25 protein-coding genes are annotated in these 25,406 nt (G+C 42.8%); 16 read left to right on the top strand and 9 right to left on the bottom strand.

Annotated elements, in window-relative coordinates:
* The first annotated feature begins 373 nt into the window (after positions 1–373).
* Positions 374–2,554, top strand: a complete 2,181-nt coding sequence (locus H6G14_RS05745) for a PhoX family protein (protein WP_190566152.1) — start codon at positions 374–376, stop codon at positions 2,552–2,554.
* Between the two features lie 124 nt (positions 2,555–2,678).
* Here the strand turns inward: H6G14_RS05745 and H6G14_RS05740 are convergent, their stop codons facing one another.
* Together H6G14_RS05740 and H6G14_RS05735 are read right to left on the bottom strand one after the other, a co-directional pair.
* A complete protein-coding gene (locus H6G14_RS05740) occupies positions 2,679–3,218 on the bottom strand; it encodes a PEP-CTERM sorting domain-containing protein (RefSeq protein WP_190566151.1) in 540 nt (179 codons plus the stop codon).
* A 323-nt stretch (positions 3,219–3,541) separates the two neighbouring features.
* Entirely contained in the window at positions 3,542–4,099 is a 558-nt protein-coding gene (locus H6G14_RS05735; RefSeq protein ID WP_190566150.1) for a PEP-CTERM sorting domain-containing protein, read from the bottom strand.
* Positions 4,100–4,382: 283 nt separating this feature from the next.
* Between H6G14_RS05735 and H6G14_RS05730 the strand changes: the two genes are divergently transcribed.
* A complete protein-coding gene (locus H6G14_RS05730) occupies positions 4,383–5,585 on the top strand; it encodes an argininosuccinate synthase (RefSeq protein ID WP_190566149.1) in 1,203 nt (400 codons plus the stop codon).
* A gap of 79 nt (positions 5,586–5,664) precedes the next feature.
* Here H6G14_RS05730 and H6G14_RS05725 read toward each other — a convergent pair whose 3' ends face one another.
* Positions 5,665–6,294, bottom strand: coding sequence for a DedA family protein (locus H6G14_RS05725; RefSeq protein ID WP_190566148.1), 630 nt, complete (start codon positions 6,292–6,294; stop codon positions 5,665–5,667).
* Between the two features lie 457 nt (positions 6,295–6,751).
* On the opposite strand from H6G14_RS05725, the gene H6G14_RS05720 reads away from it, so the two are divergent.
* Both H6G14_RS05720 and H6G14_RS05715 read left to right on the top strand, forming a co-directional pair.
* Positions 6,752–7,105, top strand: a complete 354-nt coding sequence (locus H6G14_RS05720; protein ID WP_190566147.1) for an STAS domain-containing protein — start codon at positions 6,752–6,754, stop codon at positions 7,103–7,105.
* A 78-nt stretch (positions 7,106–7,183) separates the two neighbouring features.
* Entirely contained in the window at positions 7,184–7,327 is a 144-nt protein-coding gene (locus H6G14_RS05715; protein ID WP_190566146.1) for a hypothetical protein, read from the top strand.
* A gap of 581 nt (positions 7,328–7,908) precedes the next feature.
* Here H6G14_RS05715 and H6G14_RS05710 read toward each other — a convergent pair.
* Positions 7,909–8,469, bottom strand: a complete 561-nt coding sequence (locus tag H6G14_RS05710) for an Npun_F5560 family protein (RefSeq protein ID WP_011318863.1) — start codon at positions 8,467–8,469, stop codon at positions 7,909–7,911.
* Positions 8,470–8,733: 264 nt separating this feature from the next.
* The gene (rpsF, locus tag H6G14_RS05705; RefSeq protein ID WP_010998932.1) at positions 8,734–9,060 is read right to left on the bottom strand and encodes a 30S ribosomal protein S6; all 327 of its coding nucleotides are present in this window, start codon (positions 9,058–9,060) and stop codon (positions 8,734–8,736) included.
* Positions 9,061–9,234: 174 nt separating this feature from the next.
* Here rpsF and H6G14_RS05700 point away from each other — a divergent pair, with 174 nt between their 5' ends.
* Positions 9,235–10,008 carry a fumarylacetoacetate hydrolase family protein gene (locus tag H6G14_RS05700; RefSeq protein ID WP_190566145.1) on the top strand — a complete coding sequence of 258 codons (774 nt, stop codon included), beginning with the start codon at positions 9,235–9,237 and terminating at the stop codon, positions 10,006–10,008.
* A 2-nt stretch (positions 10,009–10,010) separates the two neighbouring features.
* On the opposite strand, the gene H6G14_RS05695 is transcribed toward H6G14_RS05700, so the two are convergent.
* Together H6G14_RS05695 and H6G14_RS05690 are read right to left on the bottom strand one after the other, a co-directional pair.
* Positions 10,011–10,487 (bottom strand): Tic20 family protein, encoded by a 477-nt coding sequence (locus tag H6G14_RS05695; RefSeq protein WP_190566144.1) that lies wholly within the window; start codon positions 10,485–10,487, stop codon positions 10,011–10,013.
* An 81-nt stretch (positions 10,488–10,568) separates the two neighbouring features.
* Positions 10,569–10,766: a hypothetical protein gene (locus tag H6G14_RS05690; RefSeq protein WP_010998935.1), complete on the bottom strand. Its 198-nt coding sequence runs from the start codon at positions 10,764–10,766 to the stop codon at positions 10,569–10,571.
* A gap of 696 nt (positions 10,767–11,462) precedes the next feature.
* Here H6G14_RS05690 and glyA point away from each other — a divergent pair.
* From glyA to H6G14_RS05655, 7 genes are all read left to right on the top strand, one after another.
* Positions 11,463–12,746 (top strand): serine hydroxymethyltransferase, encoded by a 1,284-nt coding sequence (gene glyA / locus H6G14_RS05685; protein ID WP_190566143.1) that lies wholly within the window; start codon positions 11,463–11,465, stop codon positions 12,744–12,746.
* A 253-nt stretch (positions 12,747–12,999) separates the two neighbouring features.
* Positions 13,000–14,046 (top strand): glycosyltransferase family 4 protein, encoded by a 1,047-nt coding sequence (locus H6G14_RS05680; protein WP_190566142.1) that lies wholly within the window; start codon positions 13,000–13,002, stop codon positions 14,044–14,046.
* A gap of 62 nt (positions 14,047–14,108) precedes the next feature.
* Complete coding sequence (locus tag H6G14_RS05675) at positions 14,109–15,359, top strand: competence/damage-inducible protein A (protein ID WP_190566141.1); 1,251 nt, start codon at positions 14,109–14,111, stop codon at positions 15,357–15,359.
* 892 nt (positions 15,360–16,251) lie between these two features.
* Positions 16,252–16,464 (top strand): NAD(P)H-quinone oxidoreductase subunit L, encoded by a 213-nt coding sequence (gene ndhL / locus H6G14_RS05670; RefSeq protein ID WP_010998939.1) that lies wholly within the window; start codon positions 16,252–16,254, stop codon positions 16,462–16,464.
* A gap of 25 nt (positions 16,465–16,489) precedes the next feature.
* On the top strand, positions 16,490–16,807 hold the full coding sequence (locus H6G14_RS05665; protein WP_011318872.1) for a DUF3007 family protein: 318 nt from the start codon (positions 16,490–16,492) through the stop codon (positions 16,805–16,807).
* A 136-nt stretch (positions 16,808–16,943) separates the two neighbouring features.
* A complete protein-coding gene (trpA, locus tag H6G14_RS05660; RefSeq protein ID WP_190566140.1) occupies positions 16,944–17,744 on the top strand; it encodes a tryptophan synthase subunit alpha in 801 nt (266 codons plus the stop codon).
* Between the two features lie 243 nt (positions 17,745–17,987).
* Positions 17,988–18,635, top strand: a complete 648-nt coding sequence (locus H6G14_RS05655; RefSeq protein ID WP_190566139.1) for a heterocyst differentiation related protein — start codon at positions 17,988–17,990, stop codon at positions 18,633–18,635.
* Positions 18,636–18,784: 149 nt separating this feature from the next.
* On the opposite strand, the gene H6G14_RS05650 is transcribed toward H6G14_RS05655, so the two are convergent.
* Complete coding sequence (locus H6G14_RS05650) at positions 18,785–20,713, bottom strand: serine/threonine protein kinase (RefSeq protein WP_190566138.1); 1,929 nt, start codon at positions 20,711–20,713, stop codon at positions 18,785–18,787.
* A gap of 164 nt (positions 20,714–20,877) precedes the next feature.
* Between H6G14_RS05650 and H6G14_RS05645 the strand changes: the two genes are divergently transcribed.
* The 4 genes from H6G14_RS05645 (at position 20,878) to H6G14_RS05630 (ending at position 23,430) form a co-directional block, all read left to right on the top strand.
* Positions 20,878–21,366, top strand: coding sequence for a hypothetical protein (locus tag H6G14_RS05645; protein ID WP_190566137.1), 489 nt, complete (start codon positions 20,878–20,880; stop codon positions 21,364–21,366).
* 592 nt (positions 21,367–21,958) lie between these two features.
* Complete coding sequence (locus tag H6G14_RS05640) at positions 21,959–22,282, top strand: hypothetical protein (protein WP_190566136.1); 324 nt, start codon at positions 21,959–21,961, stop codon at positions 22,280–22,282.
* A gap of 518 nt (positions 22,283–22,800) precedes the next feature.
* Positions 22,801–23,088 carry a type II toxin-antitoxin system Phd/YefM family antitoxin gene (locus H6G14_RS05635; protein ID WP_011318878.1) on the top strand — a complete coding sequence of 96 codons (288 nt, stop codon included), beginning with the start codon at positions 22,801–22,803 and terminating at the stop codon, positions 23,086–23,088.
* Between the two features lie 9 nt (positions 23,089–23,097).
* Positions 23,098–23,430, top strand: a complete 333-nt coding sequence (locus H6G14_RS05630; protein WP_190566135.1) for a Txe/YoeB family addiction module toxin — start codon at positions 23,098–23,100, stop codon at positions 23,428–23,430.
* 3 nt (positions 23,431–23,433) lie between these two features.
* Here H6G14_RS05630 and H6G14_RS05625 read toward each other — a convergent pair whose 3' ends face one another.
* The gene (locus H6G14_RS05625) at positions 23,434–25,347 is read right to left on the bottom strand and encodes a GTPase family protein (RefSeq protein WP_190566134.1); all 1,914 of its coding nucleotides are present in this window, start codon (positions 25,345–25,347) and stop codon (positions 23,434–23,436) included.
* Positions 25,348–25,406: the final 59 nt, after the last annotated feature.

Raw genomic sequence — 25,406 nt, 5'->3', positions numbered from 1 at the left:
TGCTGCTGAAGCTACTGAAATCTTATTTTGAATATGGGGATATATCTTCATTACTAAAGCGGTAATTTTCATAAAAAAATATATTTTTGCTCAAATAATCCCTATTAATAAATTCCCATTAATCAATATATAACCTGACGTTAACACTGGTTACTTAAATTCACTAAAAGCTTGGAAAATGTCGTAACTACAGGAATCTACGCTTGCCTCTCCTGTATTCACTACGGCCTTTTGCCGTTAAAAATACACGATTAATCAAGCTGTTTCTGAGTGTTCTATGTAAATCTGTAGAGTTTTTATTTACTCAACCATTCTTGCTATCAAGCAATGAAATAAATAGCAACATTTGTGAACTTTAAGTGGAGTACTCAGAATGAAAGGACGCTTTCACCCTAAAAATAATCAAACTATCAACCCATCTAGTAACGAGTCAATTCGTGATGTAATTGACCGTATGAGCATGAGTCGCCGTAAGTTCATCTTTACAGCTGCTAGTGCGTCAGTATTAACTGTTGTAGGTGAAGTTTCTATTGGTGGTTTTCTCCAAAGTGTTCAAGCAGCTCCAATTCCTAAAGGAACTGGATTTGCTGGCATTGGTTTTAAGAGCGTTCCCCCAAATCTACTCAACCCTGTTACAGGAAAACTAGAAAAGGATCTTGTCAGTGTTCCGGAAGGTTACACAGCCAAAGTATTGGTTGCTTGGGGTGATCCAATTGCGCCTGGTGGCCCCACTTGGTTAGCAGATGCTTCCCAGGATGCGGCTGCTCAAGAAAAGCAGTTTGGTATGCACGCTGATGGTATGCACTACTTCCCAATATCCTATGGAAACCCTGTTGGTCGGACAGTCAGTTCACAAGCAAGATCATTAAGAAGCTTTTTAAATCAGCCAATCAATACTGGCTTGTTGTGCGTCAACCACGAATATACCCATGAAGAAATTCTGCATGGTTCCGAAGGTCTGACTCCAGTGACCATTCAGAAGGTACGGAAGTCTCAGGCTGCTCATGGTGTTTCTGTTGTGGAAATAACCAAGAATGGTAATGACTGGACTTACAATCGCAATTCGCCTTATGGTCGCCGTGTTACTGCTAACACTCAGATGCGGGTTTCCGGGCCTGCTGCTGGTGATGCGTTGTTACAGTCGAAGAAGTTTAACATCACCCCAAATGGCTCGGTTGAGATTGGCACAAACGACGGTTACACCGCATACGGTACACTCAACAACTGCGCTAATGGCTACACACCTTGGGGTACTTATCTAACCTGTGAGGAAAATTGGAATGGTTACTTTGCTAACCCTACCTTGGCTGCCAACTCTACATCTGACGTGGAGTCAATTCCTGGGATAGATAAGTCTGATATCTTAGCAGGACAAAGACGTTACGGCATCCCTAGCCAGTCTAGCTATCGCTGGCCGGATGTTGATCCTCGCTTCAATGCCCAAACCAACCCATTAGAGACCCATTTATTTGGTTGGGTGGTAGAAATTGATCCTTACGACCCTCAAAGCACACCAGTCAAGCGTACAGCCCTTGGCCGATTTAAACATGAAAGCGCTCAAGTAGTGATTGACGACAATAACCGTGCTGCTTTCTATATGGGTGATGATGAACGTAACGAGTATATCTATAAGTTCGTTTGCACCCAGGCTTATAACCCTGGAAATCGGGCTGCTAACCGCGATTTACTCGACAATGGTATTCTGTACGTTGCCAAGTTTAATGAAAACGGTACTGGTGTGTGGCTACCTCTGGTCTATGGTGAAAATGGTCTGACACCAGAGAATGGTTTTAGAAGTCAGGCTGAAGTATTGGTCAAGACACGTCAGGCAGCAGATCGAGTCGGCGCAACCATGATGGATAGACCAGAATGGACTGCTGTACGCCCTCGCATTGGTGGATATAAGGAAATTGAGGTCTACTGCACATTGACCAACAATAACCGTCGTGGAGCAACTCCATCTTCTTCCAACAATCCCAATGGCACAACATTAGCAGCTAGTGCGCGTCCTCCTGTTGATGCTGCTAACCCCCGTCCTGACAACCGTTATGGTCATATTATTCGCTGGCGTGAAGATGGACAAAGGGTCACAGCTACCACCTTTAAATGGGATATTTTCATTGAGGGTGGTGACAAAACTAGACCTGAAGCAAATCTTCAAGGCAACATTAAAGGTGACGACCTCGGCGCGCCCGATGGTCTTTGGTTTGACGACTTCGGTCGCTTGTGGATTCAGACCGACCAAGCTGGTGACGGTCGCGGTGATTGGGAAAAAATTGGTGGAAACACTATGTCCTGTGCAGACCCCAATACTAAGCAAGTTAGGCGTTTCTTAACCAGCCCAACGGATTGTGAAGTGACTGGTATTACTAGCACACCTGATGGCAAAGCAATGTTCATCAATATCCAGCACCCAGGTGAAGGTGCGCCTCCTTCAAATCCCACCCAGACAAGTAACTGGCCTTATAGCCAAGGTTATGGGCCTTCTGGTCGCCCACGTTCATCAACTGTAGTAATTACCCGCAATGACGGTGGCGTGATTGGCGGTCTGTAATTTACATTTTCCTGATTCATAGACCATATAGAGACGTTGTATTACAACGTCTCTATATTTTTATATTCTTATAAAAAAAGACAGGTACACACCTGCCTAGCTAACAATGTTTTGAATATTGTTTTTAGCTTGCTACTGTGGCTTTTTTCTTACGCTTCATAAATAATCCCACTGTACCAGCGATCGCTATACCACTAACTGCAAAGGGTTCTGGTACTTGACTGTAGCTGACAGTACCTACTTCTGTTGTAATTACTGATTGATCAAGCAAATAAAATTTGTTACCGCCCACATCGAGATTATTTTCATCGCCGATGAAAAACTGGTCTGCAACAAAATAGCTGAGTCCGAGAAACTTGCCATCATTAAAACTGACAATGGGGAAACTGTCAAAATCGATATCATCAACTTCTGTATAGGTATTACCTAAGTAGTTGAATTTAACTTCTAACCCATTCTCAACTCCCAATGTCTCCAGCCCTAAACTAGTTAAGAACGAGTCATCGTATTTAAGTGAACCAAAATACTGACCGGGATTGCTGCCAGATGTAGCATCAACGATGAAATTGTAATTAACGATCGCCGCTTGTGTTGGTTGAACACCAACAGCAGCAACAGAAATTGCCGCAATAGTTGCAATACCTAAACCTTTAGCTAATTTCATGAAAAAATGCTCCAAGCTTAAAAAGTGAAGAATAGTTACGCAATTACACTTAATAAGCCTTCCAATGATCACAAGAGGTTAAGGAATGCCCAACCCAGGGTTAAATACAAACTGCATAACCGTGAAATTACGTAAATATGGCAAAGTGCTGATTACTGAGTTATGAGTAAGATATTCTTGCCCCTGCCCCTATCTCTTACTCTCAAAATAAAAACCCCACTGTTGAAGTGGGGAGTGATTCAATCAGGATTTCTCTTGTCAGTACAATTGTACTATGGTATTCAAAAAATAACAAGCTGTATACAGGAAATACTGCATCGCTTTTAAAAATGGGTAGTTTTTTTCTGGCGATTCGACCACAAACCGACAAAAGTGGCGATCGCTGTCCCGACAATAGCCAAGGGTTCTGGTACTGTAGAATAGCTGACTGTACCCACTTCATTCGCAGACAATAAATCAGCACCCACAATACTGTAAAACTGATTGCCCCCTGTATATGGAGTATCTAAGTCACCACCAATAAAAAACTGGTCTTCAACTAAATAACTCAGTCCTAAGAGTTTTCCATCTTGAAAGCTAACTAAAGGCGCTACTCCGGTTGGATAATCAAAATCATCCAGTTCTGTGTATTGAGTACCCAAGTAATCAAACACAATGGATAATAGTCCATTGCTAACATCTAGACTCTCTTCGCCAACACCGTTTAAGTTCGCGTCATCAAAACTAAAAGACCCAAAGTATACCCCCGGATTATCTCCAGAAGTAGCATTCACAGCGAAATTATAATTAACTATCGCAGCTTGTGTTGGTTTAGCTTCAATAGCAGCTAAAGAAATAGCGATCGCAAAAGTAGCAAGACCAAAATTTTTGCTGAACTTCATCAGAAACAACTCCAAAGCTAAAAAGTGAATATTGTGGCGATTTCACTTAAATAAGCTTTGAACCAACGACAAGAGGTTAAAAACAATAGAATAAATGGTTAAGCCGAATGACCATAACTCACTAGCTGAGTATCTGCAAAAAGCTTGCTTAAGATTGCTATGTCAGCGAATGATGATTGATCACCCTGGTTAATTACCCATCAGTTGTTGCACAAAGAAAATATACACGGTGTAGTTAGATATAATAATGACTCATTATTTGTTTTCCTAACTGGAGAAAGCAATGGGTCGCGCCAAAAAGGTTGTTCTGGCATATTCTGGTGGAGTAGATACCTCCGTTTGCATCCCCTACTTAAAGCATGAGTGGGGAGTAGAGGAGGTAATTACCCTAGCAGCAGATTTAGGCCAGGGAGATGAATTAGAACCAATCCGAGAAAAAGCACTAAAATCGGGTGCAAGTGAATCCCTCGTAGCGGATGTCAAAGACAGCTTTATTAAAGATTATGCTTTTCCCGCGATACAGGCCAACGCCCTCTATGAAAATCGCTATCCGCTAGGAACTGCTTTAGCCCGTCCGTTGATTGCGAAGATATTGGTCGAAGCAGCAGCAAAATACGGTGCTGATGCGATCGCACATGGTTGTACAGGTAAGGGGAACGACCAGGTGCGGTTTGATGTGTCCTGTACTGCGCTCAATCCTAAATTGAAGATTCTCGCTCCGGCGCGGGAATGGGGAATGAGTAGGGAAGCAACTATCGCCTATGGTGAAAAGTTTGGTATCCCCTCACCCGTGAAAAAGTCTTCGCCTTACAGCATTGATAAGAATTTACTTGGTCGTAGTATTGAAGCTGGTGCGCTGGAAGATCCCAAATTTGAGCCACCAGAAGAAATTTATGAGATGACAAAGGCGATCGCCGACACCCCGAATGAGCCAGAATACATAGAAATAGGTTTTACTCAGGGTCTGCCCACTACACTCAACGGTACACCTAAAGACCCTGTAGCACTCATCCAAGAACTTAATCAGGTTGTAGGAAGTCATGGTGTCGGACGCATCGACATGATTGAAAACCGATTAGTGGGAATCAAATCACGAGAGATTTACGAATCTCCGGCAATGTTGGTGCTAATTCAAGCCCACAGAGACCTAGAAAGCCTGACATTAACCGCAGATGTTAGCCACTACAAACGAGGTATTGAAGAGACTTACAGCCAAATAGTTTACAACGGCTTGTGGTACAGTCCCCTGAAAGCCGCCTTAGATGCTTTTATTCAAAAGACCCAAGAACGGGTATCAGGAACTGTCAGAGTGAAACTATTCAAAGGTAACGCCACCATAGTCGGACGCTGGAGCGAGAGTTCACTCTACACCCCCGACTTAGCAACCTACGGTGCTGAAGACCAATTTGACCACAAAGCCGCCGAAGGCTTTATTTACGTTTGGGGATTACCAACTCGTATTTGGGCCCAGCAGGATAGAGGTTAAAAACAAAGGATGAGGGAGTAGGGATTGGAAGCAAGATTTACCTCTCTTCTCCCAGTCCCCAATCACCAATACACACTTTCTACTCCCCAGCCGCGCGTTTAACCTGGCGCGATTCTAACCATATAGGTACAAGAATCAATGCCGCAAGTATTAATACAGCTACAATTGCAAATTGACTTACCCAAGCCACTAACTGTTCAAGGGAGATAACTTTACCCGCAAAAAAGGCTAATGTCACCATCAGACTAGCCCAAGCAGTTGCTCCGGCTAAGTTGTATGCAAAGAATTTTCCAAAAGGCATTTCAGCTATACCAGCCAATGGTGCCGCGAAAATTCTTAATAACGCAAAAAAGCGGCCAAAAAACACAGCTTTAGCAGCATTTTGACTAAATTGTTCTTTGATATTTAATAGTTTCTCTTCAGATATCCGAAAAATTTTCCCTATTTGCAGCAAGAAAGGCCAGCCGCCTAGTTTACCAATCCAGTAGCCGCAATTAGCGCCAATTACGGCTCCAGCAACGGCGACACCGAGAACCAGCCAGTAATTCAATTCATCACTGCCAGCCAAAAAGCCACCCACTAGAGTTACGGTTTCACCGGGAATGGGAAGACCCAAATTTTCTAGTAAAATTCCTAAAAAAATAGCCCAGTAACCGTACTGATGGGCAAACTCCTGAATGTTTTCTAGTGAAATCAGCTCAAGAGACATCCCGCACCGCCGTCTTTACAATTTTTTACCATATAGTTTATCTTGGCTCGTTTATGGGTGGGGTGTCAATCAAGCTGCTTTTGGAGATAAGATTAGATTAAATCTATTATATTTATTACTTATTCAGTATTGACAATCAAATAGTCAGCAGTTACTAGCATAAATGCACAATTACAGTGATAAATCAACTTTTTAATTATGAAAAATTTATAAAAACCACCGAGAAATATAAAAATTGTGTAAAAGATACGATTGATACCGAAATCCTTAGGCGTTTGTGCCTATATTGAGAAAAGTTAACACAAATTATACGGCATGAATACTGACGGATAACTGGTCAACTGCATGATTGCTACACTCTGCTTATGCGAGTAGAGCAAAACTCGCAGATAAGACTTAACCAGTATTAATGTCGTTTCTTGCTTTTGTTGAGCTTGCAATTTACTTAGTTAAATTTATGACACTCACTCAAGAACCACAAGTAGTTTTGTTTAAGCCCCAAGGCAGTATAGATTTGCAAGGTGGCTTGGCTTTGACTGAACAGATGACTCAGGCAGGGTTTCAACCGCATCAACTTTGGGTACTTGATTTAGCGGAGGTAGATTTTATGGATAGCTCAGGATTAGTTTCACTAGTAAAAGGACTTACTTCAGCACGCCAAGTTGGTTGTCGCTTGGTTCTATGCAACGTACAAACTCCAGTCCGATTGATTCTAGAGCTTACTCAGCTAGACTCTGTATTTGAAATTTTTGATACCTACGAAGAAATCCTAACCCTTGTCAATGACAACAGTTTCGCTTTAGTAAGCTAACCTATGATAATACGATAGATGTATGGCAATGTCAATATTGAGTGGTAAGGTTCAGCTAATAGCCATATTTATTCGCCATTGCCTGTAATCGCACCTATCGCCGGAGAGGAAAACTTACGAGCAAAGGCAATCTCACATCTTCTCATCAGAGAAGCGCCAGCCTATGCTTTAACAGCATCAATAGGCTTTGCCATCAACAAAGCCACACCCAGTCAAACTTGAAAAAGCTTTTTTATTGTCAAGTAAAACTTTCTAGCCCGTAATATCTGGTCTTCTAGTCTCTCATAGTTGATTTATCTGGCGAGTTGCTCGTCAATGCGGGTGCAGTGGGAAATGGCCAAAGTTAGTATCAAGCTTCTTTGCTACCCATACTGCACCTGGTAGAAGATTGTTAATTTTATGAGAAATCCTAAATATATACTACTTACGCAGGTGTCATCATCAAACTAACTGTAAGTTGCGTCATCCCTAATAATTTCGCACACATTAGAGAATTTTCCACATCTGATGCACCCTACTATTGTGCTGATTCTATTTTGCTTCCCTAATGCGCGAATTTTGTACTCCTGCGGAGTCGTACCCCTACGGAGAAGCAAACTACGCGCAGCATCTCCGATAGGAGGAGGGTATGAGTGAATTTTGAATTGGTATTAGCTGATATATATTTAAATTTAGGGCGGAAAAATATTTTCACTCCAAAAAATCCAAGTCCATTTAATAGACTTCTAATGATAGGTATTTAGAAAAAGCTAGAGGAGCAAAATCTACTCTTTAGTATTGAGCTAAGTTAAATTACTACAAAATTACGCGTTCTGCACACTGGGAATATTAGCTTGTCCTGATGTAGGACGCGGGAAGTTAGGTAAATCAATACCACTGTGGCTAGAGGTACGGGTTTTGAGTGCTAGACGATAACTCACACTTTGGAGTTCTGCTTGCAACTGACGGTTTTCTCTTTGTAGAACGGCGACCTTTTCTCTGACGGGAGCCATGCGTTCTTCAAACTTACGACGGTAAATTTGCGGTAGTTCCTGCACTACTTGCTCCAACATCCGACTACGATCTGTGAGTTCTTGTACAGACTGACGCAGTTGGTAAATTTCAGTATCACGAGATGTGATCTGCTCTTGATAAAATGTTACTTGTTGTTCAACTGCTTGTAATTGCTCTCGCAATGCTTGTAACTGGCTTAGATCATACTCAGACTCCAAGCGTTGGGGCATAAAATTAGTATTGCCCTTGACTAACCTAAATAGTTCTTGAGATAGCTGTTGTACTAGTTGATCTCGAAGCTGTAGTTCTTGACGCAGCTGCGATACTTCTGTCGAGAGAGATTGGATGTTGGGTGTGTCAGTTTGGATCACGGTGGCTTACAGTTCCCATTGACGAATGTCGAACCTTATGTCTAACTGCAATAGTACTGCTTTTGACAAGTACTTGTTAATCTAGCATTCCCAACTAAATCAAAAAAAAGCCAAAAGGTAAAATTTTTTGTAAAAGGAATCAGGGACTGGGTATTGGGTACTAGGAATTGGTGTAATTTTTTCTTCGCTCCCTGCTCCACAGACTCTTACTGAGTATTGAGATGTAACAACCCAACACCCAGTATAGATTAGTTAGAGACTATATTAAGCGGTGACAGCAACTTTGTCTTCTTTTTCTTTTGTTACTTCTTGCTTAACTGTTAAGTAGCGAATGACTTCTTCGCTCAACCGCATGGCACGTTCTAAAATAGCGATCGCTTTTCCTGGTGCATTGTAGTTAAACTGCACGTAGAAACCATCACGCTGCTTTTTGATTTCATAGGCTAGGCGGCGCTTACCCCGGTTTTGTACTTCGAGATCAGTTGCGCCTTGTTCTTGTAGCAGGTTTTGATATTTGGCGATCGCTAGTTCCACCTGTTCATCTGTCAGGTCAGGACGTAGGATGTATAAGGTTTCGTAAACTGTGGACATTGTTAGTAAGTCTCCTTTTGGACAAGCTGGCTGCTCGTACTAATTTATACAAAAGTTTGATAAGAACTACTTGCATCAATCAACATCTGAGCAACAAGGAACTATAATCTTACCAGTTTTCAATTTGAATCATCAGCTCAATCCGCCGAAATATCAAGGATATTCATCAAAGTTATGGCGCAGCGCTACGTGCGAGTTCAAAATCGGGAAGGTAAGATTTACTATGGGTTGCTACAACTGTCTTTCAATGTGCAGGTTCTAGATGCTCCACCGTGGCTGCATGGACAACCCACAGACTTAATTTTAGAACCAGATCATTATCAAATTTTGGCTCCCTGCGCTCCTTCTAAAATTGTCGCAGTTGGCAAAAATTATGCAGATCATGCAGCCGAGATGGGAACGCCAGTTCCCAGTGAACCGCTAATTTTTCTGAAGCCGCCAACAACGATTATTGCTTCGGAAACAGAGATTAAATATCCTCTCCAGTCGCAACGAGTGGATTATGAAGGAGAATTAGCATTGATCATTGGCGATCGCACTTGTAACTGTACACCAGAGGAAGCCCAAACTAAAATTTGGGGATATACCATTGCCAATGATGTGACAGCGCGGGATTTACAGCGAAAAGATGCACAATGGACAAGAGCGAAAGGTTTTGATACTTTCTGTCCATTGGGGCCTTGGATTGTCCGAGAATTGAGTCCAGGGGCAAGATTGCAGACTTTTCTCAATGATGATGCTAATCCCGTACAATCGGCGGGAATTGATCAAATGGTATTTGCCCCTGATTTTTTGGTGTCATATATCAGTCAGGTGATGACATTGCTTCCTGGAGATGTGATTTTAACAGGTACGCCAGAGGGTGTAGGAGCTTTGCAACAAGGCGATCGCATCCGTATAGAAATTGAAGGTATCGGTCGCCTAGAAAACACCGTAGCTGCCCGTTAACCCTAGCGCACCTGCATATAAACAGCATCAGAGATGGCGGGGATTTCTGCGTAACGTCCCAACAAAGAGTTAGCGACAGAATAGACAACAGCAGCGATGATGCCAATGAAAATAGTTGTGTATAGGGTTTGTATGGCAAAGCCACCAGTAGGAATCAATCCAACTATATCTGTGAGGATGCTAAACAAAAATATAATGATGTCTAACAAGATGGCCTGCATGGTGTTGAAACGAATAAAATGATTAATTTTTTCGTTCCTCACCACTAATAACCACAAAACAAAGAAAATAATCAGTCCAGCATAGCGAACGCCGTAGTAAATTCTCAATAGTGGAATGAGGGGTAGAAACAGTAGTTGCAAAACTGGAAACTGTCTCAACAAAAACTCACCAAAGACAAACACTTCAATTAGAGGAAGCAGATAAGGTAAACAGGCAAAAATTCTGTCTTTAATCGTTGTAGACCCGCGCCATGTCATCGTGCGTTCTCCTGTGGCTAAATTTCATGAGCTACTTGAGCTTAGGATAACGCAGTTACTCAGCATTACTAGCAATTATGATTATTCTATATGAGCAACACGAAAACCCATGAGACATTCGTACTGCTCTGGCTGCTCTTGGGCTAGTTGACTAATAGCTTGACCACAGGTGAGTTTACCACCGCGCCATCGGGGTTGACCACTGCCGTTAGCGAGTAAACAAGATGGACAAACCCTCTCAGGGGCGAGGATTTGATCTTCCATTAAAATGACTAGCATCTCATCTCCTCCTGTAACTCCTCAAATGGATCAAAGTTAGGGCTGAGTGGTGATTAGAGAGTGAATGTATCTGAGCCTTACTTTTTTTTCGGAGCAGGTAACTTGGCGGACTCTTAACTCAGCATGGGTTGAACGCTCTGGTACCACTAACAGAACTCAGCACCATGTTTGGGGAAAATTTTATTGATAAAAAATCGCCAAGTGAACCTGAATTTATTGTATGTTGTATATCTCAGAGATTAACTCTTTGGGTGAACACTCATATATAAATTATTATTCCATTTGACAACAAAGCCCAATCAAGTAAGCCAGTAGTATTCATCCCACTGATGTAGGCTATTCTGCTTTTAAGTTGCATAATCCATCGTGAAGGCTTTTGACAGTTAACAGTCAACAGTCAACAGTTAACAGCCCTGATTAATAGTTATGCAATTTAGGCATTAGCTTCTTGAGTGGTGGAGAGTATTGATAATTCATATTTCCGGAGAGAGGCGAATGATGGTGATCCCATGAAGCGATCTGGGAGCTAATAATAAATAAATAAATCAGCATAAATAAAAGTCAATGGTACAGGTGCGATTCATCGGATGTGTACAGTAGCCAAAATAGATAGAAATCTTGATTGGTGACTCTCAGTTATATGCTGCGCTCAAACAAAATCAACTGTTGTGCAAATTTCCATTAGGTATAGTTGAAGTGACTAGAACAAATTCAGATTTTCTCACTAATTCTGATCCAGCGATCGCCGGATTGATTAATCAAGAACTCCAACGTCAACGCGACCACTTGGAGTTAATCGCCAGTGAAAACTTTACCTCGGCTGCTGTCTTGGCGGCTCAGGGTTCAGTATTGACAAATAAATACGCTGAGGGGCTGCCTGGGAAGCGTTACTACGGTGGTTGTGAGTTTGTCGATAAAATCGAGCAAATAGCTATTGACCGTGCTAAACAGCTATTTGGTGCGGCTCACGCCAACGTCCAACCCCACTCCGGCGCACAAGCCAATTTTGCCGTCTTCCTGACTTTACTCGAACCAGGAGACAAAATTATGGGGATGGATTTGTCTCATGGTGGACACCTTACTCACGGTTCCCCAGTAAACGTTTCCGGTAAGTGGTTCCAAGTTTGCCACTACGGTGTGAGTCAACAAACAGAACAACTAGACTATGACCAAATTCGTGAGCTGGCGCTGAAGGAGCGTCCCAAGCTCTTGATTTGTGGTTATTCTGCTTATCCCCGAATTATTGACTTTGAAAAATTCCGCAGCATCGCCGATGAAGTTGGTGCTTACTTGCTGGCAGATATTGCCCACATTGCAGGTTTAGTCGCAACTGGACTACACCCTAACCCACTACCTTATTGTGATGTAGTCACAACCACCACCCATAAAACCCTCCGTGGCCCCAGAGGTGGTTTAATTTTGACCCGTGACGCAGAACTCGGTAAAAAATTGGATAAATCTGTTTTCCCTGGAACCCAAGGCGGCCCTTTAGAACACGTCATTGCTGGGAAAGCAGTTGCTTTTGGTGAAGCCTTAAAGCCAGAATTTCAAGGCTATTCAGCCCAAGTAATTGAAAATGCCCGTGCTTTAGCAAATCAACTCCAAAGTCGCGGATTAAAGCTTGTATCTGATGGTACAGATAATCATTTAATGTTGGTAGATTTACGGTCTGTGAACATGACAGGTAAACGAGCAGACCAGTTAGTGAGTGAAGTAAACATCACCGCTAATAAAAATACAGTCCCCTTCGATCCTCAATCACCATTTGTTACCAGTGGTTTGCGCTTGGGTTCCCCAGCTATGACCACACGGGGAATGGGAGAGGCAGAATTTACCGAAATTGGTAATATTATCGCCGATCGCCTACTCAACCCAGATTCAGACACAGTCGCTCAAGATTGTAAACGCCGGGTAGCCGCATTGTGCGATCGCTTCCCCTTATATCCACACTTAGAAATTCCTGTCCCAGTGTTAGCTTAGGGATTGAAGAGGGATGAGGGAAAAATTCTTCTCTCATTCCTCACCCCTCAAGAGTTTTTGAATTTTGAATTTTGCGGAAAGTTCTGTAGGCGGGTTTCCCGCCGTAGGAAACTTTTCAAGACGAATTTTGAATTGAGTTCCCCAGCCCCTATTCCCAAATTCCTGACTGATCAGGGTCTGAAATATAGTAAAAATAAGTAGGAAACTTCCCTCATCACATTTTTGTTTCATAAACTACTCATTAAAAATACAGATGCCTGCTCAGATTTATCATCTGATTGCCTTCTTGGTGGCGGCAGTAGTCGTTCTCTGGACTACGCCCGATGTCAGAAAAATTGGTATAAAAAGTGGACGTGTTGACCGCCCTGGCGATCGCAAAATCCATGACCGTCCGATGGTGCGTCTGGGAGGAGTTTCTATCTTCGCAGGTACAATAATCTCCTTAATGGTCGTTTGGTGGCTAGGTGGGTTTAACAATCTCTCACCAGAAAAAGAATGGCAAATTTGGGGTGTTACCTTAGGTGGTTTGGGCTTTTTTCTCATCGGTTTAGCTGATGATTTATTAAGCCTATCTCCCTTGGGACGGTTATTGATACAAGTAATTGTTGCTGCTGGTGCATGGAAAGCTGGTGTCAGTATCGATTTTATTAGTATCCCCACGATGGGAATAGTTGACCTGAATTTCCTCAGTTTGCCCATCACCGTTATCTGGTTGGTAGGCATGGTAAACGCCATCAACTGGATTGATGGTTTAGATGGGTTAGCGGCCGGTGTATCGGGAATTGCGGCTGTGGTGATGCTGCTTGTGTCTTTGTTTATGCACCAACCAGCAGCAGCGTTAATTGCCGCCGCCTTAGCTGGTGCAGCCTTGGGATTTCTCCGTTACAATTTCAACCCTGCACAAATCTTTATGGGTGATGGTGGTTCCTATTTTATGGGCTTCACCTTGGCGGCTGTGGGTGTGATTGGTTTGGTAAAAATTCCGGCTTTTACGGCTGTTATTTTGCCTTATTTAATTCTGGCAGTTCCTATTGTGGATATGTCAGCCGTGATTCTGTCTCGCATCCGCCGGGGTAAATTGCCTTGGGTTGCAGATAAACGCCACCTCCACCACCGATTACTACAAGCTGGTTTATCTCATCGCTGGACGGTTTTGTTTATTTATTCCTTAACTCTGTGGGTGGGGAGTTTAGCGTTAGTTGTGGCTGGGGTACCTAGTAGTATTGCTTACGCTGGTGGGTCAACATCGCTGTTAAGTTATGTTATTTGGCGAGCTTGGAGGGTTTCTCAGCAAAAGTGAAAAGGAGTTAAAAGCAATAAAGTAGTATTGGCTAGCGTCTTTTGCCTTTTTACTTAAATTACATGAGTGCAGAAATTATTTGTGTTGGTACTGAACTGCTTTTAGGTGACATCCTCAACGGAAATGCTCAATATTTAGCGCAGCAACTAGCCCAATTGGGTATCCCCCATTACCATCAAACGGTAGTTGGGGATAATCCAGACCGAATTAAGCAAGTTATAGAAATTGCTATTTCCAGGGCTAATATTCTGATTTTTACAGGTGGTCTAGGCCCTACACCAGACGACTTGACTTGTGAAACCATCGCTGATTTTTTCGGTTCGCCTTTGGTAGAAAGTCCCGAAATTATCGAAGATATTACGCAAAAATTTGCTCAACGCGGTCGAGTGATGACACCAAGTAACCGCAAACAAGCTTTGATTCCTCAAGGCGCAGACATCTTACCTAATCCTACTGGTACAGCCCCTGGTATCATCTGGGAACCTCGTCCTAATATGACAATTTTTACCTTTCCTGGTGTGCCTAGTGAAATGCACCGGATGTGGGAAGAAACAGCAGTACCATTTCTCAAAAATCAAGGCTGGGGTCAAGAGATTATTTATAGTCGCAGTCTCAAGTTTTGGGGAATTGGGGAATCTGCATTAGCAGAAAAGGTGACAGCTTATTTAAACTTACCTAACCCTACGGTAGCGCCCTACGCTGGGAAGGGAGAAGTCAGGCTACGTGTTTCGGCAAAAGCCCCTTCAGAATCAGCCGCAGAGGCTTTGATTGCACCAGTGGAGAAGCAAATTAAAGACATTGCTGGCTTAGATTTTTATGGTGTCAATAATGATAGTTTGGCTTCCGTCGTCGGTGAGTTATTGCGGAGTTCAGGGGAAACCTTATCGGTAGCAGAATCCTGTACTGGTGGTTTGTTGGGGCAAATGTTGACGGAGATTTCCGGTAGTTCTGATTACTTTTGGGGTGGGGTAATTTCTTACGACAACTCGGTGAAGGCTGGGTTGTTAGGAGTGAACCCAGAAGATTTAGAGAAATTAGGCGCAGTCAGCGATACCGTAGCCGAACAAATGGCTATAGGTGTAAAAACCCGTTTATCAACAACTTGGGGATTGAGTATTACGGGGATTGCTGGCCCAAACGGAGGGACAGAAACTAAGCCTGTGGGTTTGGTTTATATCGGGTTAGCTGGGCCAGGGGAAGAAGTGACAAGCTTTAAATATAATTTTGGTACAATGCGCGATCGCTCTTTTATTCGTCATTTAAGTGCGTCTACAGCGCTAGATTTACTACGGCGGCGCTTGTTGACAAGGTGATATACTCCCACACTTGGTGCAAGCTGTAAGTGTGGGCTTTTCACAGACTCCCGGTATCTCGTCAGACAATAACTTTGGGGAGAAAGATTGACGCTATTCAAGCTCAAAAGAATTTTTTATAGCCCATAAGATTGCCGCAATAGCAAAATTATGGGTAAAGTCATAGTAACTTACTTGTATGGGGGTGGAGGGACTTGAACCCACACGACCGTTTAAGGTCAACGGATTTTCATTCTCCCGCAGCTTTCGCCACTGCCTATTGGCTTTGAGAATTGGACTCTCTCTTTACCCTCGTCTTGACGTTAGGGTAGCTCCCGTCGAGTCTCTGCACCTTCCGATTAGCTGTAAGTCATCTGTTGTTAACTTACTCATTACTACTTCGGCTTGGCTCAGGATTGCCTTGTCTATAACTAGATTTAGGTTTCCCTGAGTTTGAGAGCATCCACTTAAAGAATTTCTTCTTTAAGGCTCAATTATTTAAGTCCGTAGCGTCTACCATTCCGCCACACCCCCGCATTGTGTTGGGAGCTTGTTATATTTTGGAGGCAGCAAATACCCCCTCATATATTCCACCATTAAATGCGTATTTTGTCCAACTAGATTGAAAAATTTTTATCTCCCCTGAGAAATTTGCCGTTGCTAGCTGAGAGTTGCTTATGCTTCCTCGCAATTAACTAGACTTAGCATCTTCAATCTTTACCCGACAAGAACACTACTTCTTTACTGGCTTTGCCATTGTAGCATTATCTTATAATTTTGATCAGCAAGAATCAGGAATTTTTGCTGGACTCATTTAAAAGCCCAATAGTTATTGTGTCTCCAGGCTTTCAGTTCAGCCTATGATGGAAAATAGATGCACCAATTGATCTGATCCACTCAAAGACAAGGATTTATGATTGTACCCCTGCTATATCTGGCTCTAGCCGGAGCTTATTTATTAGTTGTGCCTGTTGCTTTACTGTTTTACTTAAAGCTGCGCTGGTATGTGGTTAGCTCTATTGAGCGCACCTTTATGTATTTTCTAGTGTTCTTGTTCTTTCCAGGGCTATTGGTTTTATCCCCATTCGTAAACCTGCGCCCCCGTCCACGAAAAATCGAAGTTTAATCAAGATTGGTAGGTCATAAATCTCATGCGACGTATTGACGCTATTGGAATTGGCATTGGCATTTTCATTGTCGGTGGTTTGGCATATCTAGGATTCCAGCTATTCGGTTTAGATGGTCAACAAGCTGGTATTTGGAGCCAAGTTTTACTAGTCATTGGTTTGATTGGCTGGTTAGCCACCTATGTCTTGCGTGCGGTGGGAAAAAATTTGACCTACCATCAACAACGGGAAGACTATGAACAAGCTTTCTTCCAAAAACGGCTAGACGAGTTAACTCCTGAAGAATTAGCCAAGATTCAAGCTGAGATTGAACAAGAGAAACAAGCTCAGATTAATTCGTGATAGCCTGCGGCTAGGTCAACGCCAAAATAACTCGTAATTGAAAATTTCTCAGAAGGTGTTGTCGGGGCGGAAGTCTTACGGTGGTCAGTTGTTTGTTACTATTGACTACTGACCACTGACTACTGATCACTGAATAATGACAGCCATTTCCGATCGCTTTGAAACCCTCAAACAGAATCAAGAGTGTGCGCTGATTCCGTTTATTACTGCTGGTGATCCTGATTTAGAAACTACGGCTGCCGCCTTAAAGATTTTAGATAGTAATGGTGCTGACATAATTGAATTAGGCATTCCTTACTCCGATCCTTTGGCAGATGGGCCAGTAATTCAAGCAGCCGCTACTCGTGCTTTACAAAATGGCACAAAAATGGAAAGTGTGCTGGAAATGTTAAAAGTCACCACACCCAGTTTGCAAGCACCGATTGTTTTATTTACTTATTACAATTCTATTCTGCACCGAGGGATTGACAATTTCCTTGAGCAAGTTGCTGCTGCTGGTGTCGCCGGCTTGGTAGTACCTGATTTACCCTTAGAAGAAGCCGCAGGACTACTTAAACCCGCTACTGAACGGGGGATTGATTTAATTCTGTTGATTGCTCCTACAAGTTCATCTGAGAGAATAGAAGCGATCGCTCGTTCATCACAAGGATTTATCTACTTGGTTAGCGTCACAGGTGTTACCGGGATGAGATCGCAAGTAGAAGGGCGTGTGCTTGATTTATTACAAAAAGTTCGACAAGTAACCGATAAACCCCTCGGTGTTGGTTTTGGCATATCTCAACCCGCACAAGCAACTCAGGTGAGAGATTGGGGCGCAGATGCCGCTATTGTGGGTAGCGCTTTTGTCCAACGCCTAGCCACAGGAACACCAGCAGAAGGACTCAGTGCGATCGCGGAATTTTGTCAAATTCTGAAGGCAGCCATCAAAACATCTTGATGATTACGATAAATTAGATTACAAAAGTATAACGGTGTAGTTTTTTTACACCTATTTTGTGGACAATTTAACATTTATGGTCTTGAATATTATCATCAGAATATTCATCTGTAAAAAAACTAGCTGAAACAACAGCTTAATATTTTGGGTATTATGTGAATTAAGTAGGCTAAAAGATTATGAGTGTGAGAGTAGGTCAGTCAAACGTTATGGAATTTACATCGCAGATGAGGGGTGAAGGCGATGAGTGAAAGTATGGCATTTATCGGCGGTGTCGCCGTGGCTGGACTGGCGGCTCTCTTGATGCTCAGAGGGACAGGTAATTCCCTACAGCCTAACTTTGGTGTGGCTTCACAAATGCCGGCTAACTTAGTAGCGCCCCAGGTGATGCCGCCCCAATACCCACCTTACGGGCAAGCACCATATTCTAACCCACAACCAGCAGCGCCAAATCCTGTGCAAACTGTGGAATTAGAACGGTTAAAAATGGATTTTGAACGCTTAAAGAGTGACAACGAACAACTAAGAGCGCAAAACCAACAACTCCAATTCCAATTCCAAAACTGGAACAATAGCCAGCAGATGCAGTTAGCCCAACAAAATACTCAAAGAGTAGCATCTGCTGCATTACAACCCCAAAGCTCTTGGTGGAATTCACCTATGGTCTGGGCTGTTGGTGGAGCAACTTTGACAATTGGCGGTGGTATTGTTGTCGCCGGTGTACTATCTTTATTCTCACCACGTTCACGCCCCACCCGTACAGTACAAGTTATTCACCCATACCAAGGCCCCACACCACCTTTGGTTCCTGTACGTAGGGCTGAATTCCTACCCTCAGCCGGGATGGAAACAAGACGGGTTGAAGCTCATGAGTATGACGAAATGAGGTAAGAAGGCAGTCCCGATGAAGCAAGTTTCATAGTCAAACTTGAAAGATGTCTTTCTCCCCCTGCTACCCCTGCCTCCCCTGCTCTTTCAAGTCAGGGGGCAGGAGGTAGGAGGTATAATACTTAATCTCTCTCCTACTCCCTACTTCTTAATTAATAACCACCTTGAGGAAGTTCTTCAGAACTGGGTGTTTCATTGGTAGATTCTTCCTCATCATTAGGTGATTCTTCCATATCATTATTTGGCTCCCCTGGATTTTCTGTCTTGGGGAGTGCTTGTTTGGCTACATTTTCGGCGGCTTGTTTAAATACAGGTTCTAGCTTATCTTGCCAATATTTAATATTCGGTAATTTTTCTGGCTGATTTTTGTATTCTAAAACTTTATCCCATTGACCATCTTCTAGGGCTTTGTTGATGTCATTAAACAAGGCATCAGCTTTTTGCCAATCTTGCTGCCACTGATTGATCATGGCTCCTGTTTCTTTAATACCAGCAGAAGCATTTGCCGGGATTGATCTTAGCATGGCGATCGCCCCGACTAAATCCCCTGATTCATATTTCTTTCTGGCTTGTGCCACAACTTTAGTAGTGTCTTCTTGAGGTTGTGCTGCTTCCGTTGGCTGAGAATTTGGGGAATCTTCTGGTTCTGATGCTGAATTAATAAAAGAGTCTAATTTCGGTTGGGGTTTAGGTACTGGTCTAGCAGCAATCAGAGTACTATCATCAACCGTTTTCAAGGCAATGCCTTTATCCCGTAGACAAGAAGTCCACTGTTGATCGTTAATAATCACATCTGAATGCGCCCAAGCCAAACGACTAGGGTTAAATTTTATTTCTACCCAGCCTCGTTTTGTCCGTTTACCCGTAACTTCAAAGCTAGTATTAACACCAATAGTTTGTAAAACCGTATCAGTATTAATGGAACTAGGTTCAGAACGGATATTAGAATTGCCAGCTACTACAGCCAAGCATTTATTTCCTGATGTAGCATTATTACTCAAAACATTAGCAGCAAAATTTTTCACATTGGGATAAAAGTTAGCTACTAACGCGGCCGCGCCACCCGCCAATACAATCCCAATTAATAGAGGTAATGGGTCAGATTTGTGGGAATCTTTACGTCCGGGTTTGGTGACAACTGGGTTTGTTGGTGCAACGGCTACAGTTTGCTGGCGAGAGACGGGAGATGATGATTTAGCTGATTGATAGTAGGAGTTGTTGAGAGACTTTGCTGATGTAGAGGATACAGCTACTACAGGATTAAGAGCATTTTGTAAGGCTTGTAAAGCTTCTGAGGCAGTTTGGTAACGGTCTTTAAAGTGATAGCGCACCATTTTATTTAAGACTACTGCCAGGCGATCGCTCACATTGACTAAATGCCGCCAAATGAGTTCTCCTGTTTGGGGGTCTTCTTGTAACTCTGTAGGTGAAATACCAGTCAAGGCTTGAATGGCGATAATTCCCAAGGCATAAATATCGCTGTTGGGACGGGGTTTACCTTGCCCTTGTTCTGTAGGCATATAGCCAGGAGTACCAATCGCCACGGTAGCAGTAGGTTGTCCTCCCACCGTCACCAGTTGGGTACGCAATTGTTTAACAGCCCCAAAATCTACTAAAACTAACTTATTATCAGCAGTGCGGCGGATGATGTTATCTGGCTTAATATCCCGGTGAATCACACCTTGATGATGGACAAATCCCAAAATACTCAAAATTTCTTGCAACAGGTGAGTAACTTGGCTTTCACTCCAACGATTACCAGGGATCAGTTCTTCTGTGAGAGTATGTCCGTCAATAAACTCTTGAACTAAATAAAATTCTTGATTTTCGTCAAAATAAGCCAGTAACCTGGGTATTTGGTCATGATGACCCAGATTTTCTAAAGTTTCGGCTTCGCTGTTGAAGAGGCGTTTGGCTGTTTCAAAAACTCTGGGGTCAGATGTGGCAGGCTTGAGGTGCTTGACAACACAGGTGGGGTTGCCTGGCCGTCGGGTATCCTGAGCAATGTAAGTTTGACCAAATCCCCCTATTGCCAGGACTCTAATTACTTGGTATCGATGATCTAGTAGCTTGCCAATCATATTCCCTCCCCAGAGTTATTACCTAGATTCCGCCGATGGTAATAAATATCTCCAATTTTTTTTACATGAAATCCGCTATCTTGATAAAAGATTTGGACTATATAAGCAATCTTTTTAATAAACAAGACTGTAAATTTTTCTTTTAGTGCCTTTGTTAATTACCAATGCCACCCAGAATAACAAACCAAGATACCTGGCACCAGGCCGAACTCCTCATGCAGCCTGCTTTTATTCGCGTTGTCGATAATCTCCGCAAGCAGCTAGATGAATCTGCTTGGAAAGGAACTTACCAAGATGTGTTAATTTGGCCCCCCAACACCACAGATGAAACTAAAACTTTGGTGACGCAGTTATTGCAGGAAATGGAATCTGCAACCTTAGAACAGGCTGATGCCATCAGGGAAACTTTGGCTAAACTGCCAATGCCCCACCCAGGATATCATCTATGTTTGCAACGTCAAGACCAAAGTGCCAGTATCGATTTGTGGGAACTGTGTTATCAGGTGTGTTTCCGTAATTACACATCTGGGAGTGAGATCGTTGATATTGATACTAGTTTAATGGATGAAACAGGTGAGGTCGATTGGCAGCGTTTGGAAGTGAAGACTAAGGAATTAGTTGAGCAAGTGTTTGCCAGTTTACCAGAAGGGTAGGGCAGTTGCGATCGCCTAGCGTAGGCCGATACGTCACAGAACTTGTTGGTTTATTCCCTCTTATACGGGCTTTGGGGTATAAATTCCGAAGAACCCCTCTCCAAACCTCTCCCCGACGCGGGGAGAGGCTTAAAACCCTGATTATTTAGTACCCAGTTTATAGATTTTGAGCAGCCTTCCCTTGTAGGGAAGTAGGGAAGGGATGGGGGTTAAGTTCTGTCTAACTCACGCTAATCTAATGCTTGTCACTTTCTGCCAGCAACTCAAAAATTTACTCATCATCCACATCTGCAAATATGGATTCTAGATTCTGATAACCGCTAACACTTGCACAACCCCAACACTATCTTCAAAAACTCGATAAAAATAATGTAGCCATCCAAGGTTATTACCATAATCTAAGTAAGTAGTTAGTGTTTGTGGCGACTACTAAGCACGCCAGCCGTGCATTTCTGTATTACGTCAGCAATCATCAAGCTTGGTATTGGCTTGATTTTTTCTATTACAGAAGAATTTGTAGATTTTTATAAAGGAAAAATTTTGTGCAACAAACCGGATAAAATCAATTTTTATAGCATTAGACTTTTTCTTAATGACATCCAAGTTTTTACTATTGATCCCATTATTACTATCTCTAAGTTGCACAAACAGCACTTCAGTAAACCAGCATAATAATGAGCAAAAGCTTGATGTAAAATCGTTTCCAGCCGATGAATCGGTAGAGAATATATCCAAAGATATAAAACAATATGCTGCTAAGAATGGATTCAAATGTGAAAAAATTGACAGCGTAAATCAGGGGGAGTTTTGGACTGTTGAATCGCCTAAATATCAAGTTTCTTGTGACAACGGAAAACAGATTTTTATTTGGGCAAAATTAACAAATGGCGAAGTTACTATTAGTCCTTTAATCTAATTTTTGATAACCACATCTGCAATCTGCCGATAGCAACTCTCCTAAAAAAATCCCATAAACCTTACTGCATTAGGCTTTTGGTCCAAAAAATAAGAACTGCGATCAGGGTTCCTACGTCTTCTGGTTTTTTAATTATTTAATGGTTGATTTAATAAATTTATTAAACATTCTGCATAATCACACTTTACTAGCTCAAATCCTGTTGTGTGGACTCCGGTATAGAAACGTTATCATACTACTTCTGACGACATGAAAATACGATCCGCCTTACCTCTTTCGTTCCTCTCCTCCGTAAGCCAACCATATTGCTGTATTGGGGGTTTCCATTAGAGAGATTTCAGGCGATCGCCGATGGAGGTCGGTCATACAATAGCGCGCAAAAGATTTGCGGCAAGATTTAGCTAAAATATTCTGTAAGCATCCTTGAATCAACTATTCACCGCCCAAAGAAATTTAGGATGCAAAAACTCTATAGTCAACTTCCACCAAAGACTAATAGATAACTAGAGGAATAACAAATGCCTAGCCAAACAAACTATACAGAGGCGTGTAATAATTTTGACAAAATTTATGAAGAAGCAGTTAATAGCCGTGAACCTGTGATTGTTAATCGTGAAGGTGCTGAAAGTGTGTCTGTAATTCCTACTGCGGAACTTAATAGCATTATAGAAACAGCATACTTATTTCAATCACCTGAAAATGCCGCACGACTTCTAGATGCTTTACAGCGAGTGAAGGCTAAGACGAATCATCCGCAAACCATAGATGAACTCCGCCAGGAATTTGGACTTTATGAAGAAGAGTAACTAAATTCGATGTCTTCAGATAATTTAGAACCAGAACCCCTTTCTCCATCTGAAGTTTCCCTAGAAAATAATTCAGAACGCGACCTTGTTTTTGATAAGAGATTTTTGGAAGACCTTACCTATTGGGTAGAAACGAATAGAAAGACTGCACTCCGCGTCTTATCTTTAGTAGAAGAGATTAGACGCAATCCCTTTCAAGGAACAGGCAAGCCTGAACCATTAAAATATCGGGATGCAAACGTTTGGTCACGCCGAATTAATCAGACTGACCGGATTGTTTATGTCGTGACTGATAGCCGAATTGAGTTTATTCAGGCTCGGTATCATTATAGCGATCGCTGATTCTCAAATCTGCTGTAAATAATAGTCGAAACGCTGCCGTAATTGTTCAACTGTTAAATTTTGAGTCCAGTATTCAACTAGCGCATGACCAAAAGCCCAGGCGTTGCGGTCTGGTGTGGTGGGGTTTTCTAAAAGTAGCGGCCACAGAGATAAGAGGTCAAAGTTGAGGGTGCTGGATTCTTCTGTTTTTAATAGGGAGAATAAATCATAAGCCATTTGCAGTTTACCAATGACGATGGGTAACTGTTCTACGGGAATTTGTTCTGCTAGTAGGTAAGCTAAGGTTGGGGAACCAGTGGAAATGGTAGAAATGAACTGAAGCACTGGACTTTTGAGTAATGCTGTCAATCCTTGGGTGGTTGCCATTTGTAATGTGTAGTGGTCGATGATTTTGGCAGCAGCTACAGTACGGGCTTCTAGGTTACGCAAAAAGCGGGCGAGTCTGAGTTGTTTGGCTGGGGCGATCGCCTGGATTAATCCCAAGGATAAAGCCTCTATTCCCCAAGCAAGTCTACCTGTTTGTGTATCACCTGTGACAATGGGTAGGACTAGATTACAAAAGTCTCCTAACAAGTTAGCACGGTACTCTGTAGCTTCGCGGATGGCAATTTCCTTGGGTCTGTTACCCAATTCCCAATCATAAGGCGGTTGCCATTCACGGATGGGACGCAGGCGATCTACTTGAGTAACTACGGCGATTGCGGGGATGTCTGCAACTGTGGCTTTGATTTCTTGCAAAAAGTCCACATCCATTTGTAAAGCGGGGTCAAGTACAGGAGTGACTAACAGTAATAAGTCGGCTTTGGTGGCATATTCTAATACGGAATCCCGTAAATCGCCCCGTTTAACTTGTTCGTATCCTGGTGTGTCCAAGAGATTCAAGGTTTCCCCATCTTGGGTTTGCCAGTGGTAATTTTGAATTTCGGCGGTGCTGGGTAACACATCAACTTCTGCCAAATTACTTTGGAAGATGGTATTAATTAAACTGCTTTTGCCTGCTCCCGTTCTTCCTGCCAGTAAAATATTTACAGGTTTCTGGGTAACTTTCTCGACTGGCTGGGCTTGTGCGAGAATGTTTTCTAGTGTTTGAGTTTTGGTTTTTGGTAAGGTTGGGGTAGAAACGGTAGCTGTGGAGATATTTACTGTAGTTCCACTGTAGAGGGCGATCGCCTGGCGACACAAGTTGTTTAAAGCAGCTTCCCGCAGCAATTGCCCTAAATTCACCAATAATTGCTGATTTGCTTGATTAGTTGTTCCCTTAGTTGCCCGGTTAGCCGCCGCAGCCACAGGATTTAACAACCACTGCGCCCAGTTCCATGCACGCCAGACCTTCCGCGCTGATGGTTCTAGTTTGCGATACACTTCGTATGCTTGGTATGCTTGCCCAATTGTTACCTGATTGAGTGCTGGTGATAACTTCTGCATCCACTGATCTAAGTCATCGACTGTTCCCCGAATCAATCCGTAAGCTTGGGGGACGTAGATATTTAGTAAGGGATACTGCACCTGGGGATAATAAATCAGGGCGATCGCTCTAACTAAATCTTGACATCTTTGCCAAAATGTTGTCCAATCTTCCCAAATTGGGCGATCGCCTTGGGCAATTGTCAGGATTTCCTGTAAAGCTGCTTCTATTTGTTGTGTCTTATCACTGCTGACGCTTGGTGTTGTGTCCTCCACCGCAGATTTGAGTTCTTCTTTAACTTCGGCTAATGCAGCTTCTATTTGCCGGATGGCTGGTTGTGTCCATTTCACCAACAACCAACGCCAAGCTACAAATACCAAGGTAAACACAGCCCAAATCCAACTTATTCCCCAAGTATGAATCTGCATCCCTGCGGATACTAGCAAGAAAATCATGATGGAGGCGATCGGCATTGCCAATACCACCCACTGCCACGGCTTTAAACGTACCATTGCTCAATACCTACCTTAATTAAAGTTACTATACTGCGATCATTCATCCCAAGACTGTT

Origin of the sequence: Nostoc parmelioides FACHB-3921 (genome assembly GCF_014696625.1) — a bacterium.
GTDB lineage: Bacteria > Cyanobacteriota > Cyanobacteriia > Cyanobacteriales > Nostocaceae > Trichormus > Trichormus parmelioides.
The sequence above is the reverse complement of the archived record's forward strand: the minus strand, read 5'-3'. Positions and strand labels throughout refer to the sequence as shown.

Coding starts and splice junctions, on each gene's coding strand:
- H6G14_RS05665 (WP_011318872.1), top strand. CDS start 16,490: ATGCGACGTATTGACGCTATTGGAATTGGCATTGGCATTTTCATTGTC.
- H6G14_RS05730 (WP_190566149.1), top strand. CDS start 4,383: ATGGGTCGCGCCAAAAAGGTTGTTCTGGCATATTCTGGTGGAGTAGAT.
- H6G14_RS05745 (WP_190566152.1), top strand. CDS start 374: ATGAAAGGACGCTTTCACCCTAAAAATAATCAAACTATCAACCCATCT.
- H6G14_RS05690 (WP_010998935.1), bottom strand. CDS start 10,766: ATGCTAGTCATTTTAATGGAAGATCAAATCCTCGCCCCTGAGAGGGTT.
- H6G14_RS05675 (WP_190566141.1), top strand. CDS start 14,109: ATGAGTGCAGAAATTATTTGTGTTGGTACTGAACTGCTTTTAGGTGAC.
- H6G14_RS05655 (WP_190566139.1), top strand. CDS start 17,988: ATGAGTGAAAGTATGGCATTTATCGGCGGTGTCGCCGTGGCTGGACTG.
- H6G14_RS05625 (WP_190566134.1), bottom strand. CDS start 25,347: ATGGTACGTTTAAAGCCGTGGCAGTGGGTGGTATTGGCAATGCCGATC.
- H6G14_RS05695 (WP_190566144.1), bottom strand. CDS start 10,487: ATGACATGGCGCGGGTCTACAACGATTAAAGACAGAATTTTTGCCTGT.
- H6G14_RS05645 (WP_190566137.1), top strand. CDS start 20,878: ATGCCACCCAGAATAACAAACCAAGATACCTGGCACCAGGCCGAACTC.
- H6G14_RS05740 (WP_190566151.1), bottom strand. CDS start 3,218: ATGAAATTAGCTAAAGGTTTAGGTATTGCAACTATTGCGGCAATTTCT.
- H6G14_RS05650 (WP_190566138.1), bottom strand. CDS start 20,713: ATGATTGGCAAGCTACTAGATCATCGATACCAAGTAATTAGAGTCCTG.
- rpsF (WP_010998932.1), bottom strand. CDS start 9,060: ATGTCCACAGTTTACGAAACCTTATACATCCTACGTCCTGACCTGACA.
- trpA (WP_190566140.1), top strand. CDS start 16,944: ATGACAGCCATTTCCGATCGCTTTGAAACCCTCAAACAGAATCAAGAG.
- H6G14_RS05635 (WP_011318878.1), top strand. CDS start 22,801: ATGCCTAGCCAAACAAACTATACAGAGGCGTGTAATAATTTTGACAAA.
- H6G14_RS05725 (WP_190566148.1), bottom strand. CDS start 6,294: ATGTCTCTTGAGCTGATTTCACTAGAAAACATTCAGGAGTTTGCCCAT.
- H6G14_RS05640 (WP_190566136.1), top strand. CDS start 21,959: ATGACATCCAAGTTTTTACTATTGATCCCATTATTACTATCTCTAAGT.
- H6G14_RS05720 (WP_190566147.1), top strand. CDS start 6,752: ATGACACTCACTCAAGAACCACAAGTAGTTTTGTTTAAGCCCCAAGGC.
- ndhL (WP_010998939.1), top strand. CDS start 16,252: ATGATTGTACCCCTGCTATATCTGGCTCTAGCCGGAGCTTATTTATTA.
- H6G14_RS05700 (WP_190566145.1), top strand. CDS start 9,235: ATGGCGCAGCGCTACGTGCGAGTTCAAAATCGGGAAGGTAAGATTTAC.
- H6G14_RS05680 (WP_190566142.1), top strand. CDS start 13,000: ATGCCTGCTCAGATTTATCATCTGATTGCCTTCTTGGTGGCGGCAGTA.
- H6G14_RS05630 (WP_190566135.1), top strand. CDS start 23,098: ATGTCTTCAGATAATTTAGAACCAGAACCCCTTTCTCCATCTGAAGTT.
- H6G14_RS05735 (WP_190566150.1), bottom strand. CDS start 4,099: ATGAAGTTCAGCAAAAATTTTGGTCTTGCTACTTTTGCGATCGCTATT.